Here is a 411-nt window from a genome sequence, read left to right on the forward strand (position 1 = left end):
TGACCTACTCTCCCACACAGTCGCCCGTGCAGTACCATCGGCGCTAAAGAGCTTAACTTCCGTGTTCGGAATGGGAACGGGTGGATCCTCTTTGCTATGACCGCCGTAAAACTTGTTGTATGACTCAGCCCCATCTTATTAGATGAAGGTACCAGCAAGGAGTTATGTCATCTTGCTGTCGCCATAACGATCTACCAGTAAGGGCAGGGGAGAGAGTCCCAGGCCATTACCTCAAAAGCTCGACAATTGAATAGTAGAATAATCAGTAGTTCATTAATCAAAAGATATGGATAAGCCACACGGGTTATTAGTATCGGTAAGCTCCATGTATTACTACACTTCCACACCCGACCTATCAACGTGGTGGTCTACCACGACCCTTCAGATGGCTAATGCCATGGGATATCTCAT

2 rRNA genes are annotated in these 411 nt (G+C 47.0%); both read right to left on the reverse strand.

Going from position 1 to position 411, the window contains the following annotated elements:
• Positions 1-108: ribosomal RNA gene (gene rrf, locus FCL48_RS24730) — 5S ribosomal RNA — on the reverse strand; the annotation flags it as partial.
• Between the two features lie 178 nt (positions 109-286).
• Positions 287-411: ribosomal RNA gene (locus FCL48_RS24735) — 23S ribosomal RNA — on the reverse strand; the annotation flags it as partial.

Source organism: Desulforhopalus sp. IMCC35007 (assembly GCF_005116575.1).
Classification (GTDB): domain Bacteria; phylum Desulfobacterota; class Desulfobulbia; order Desulfobulbales; family Desulfocapsaceae; genus Desulforhopalus_A.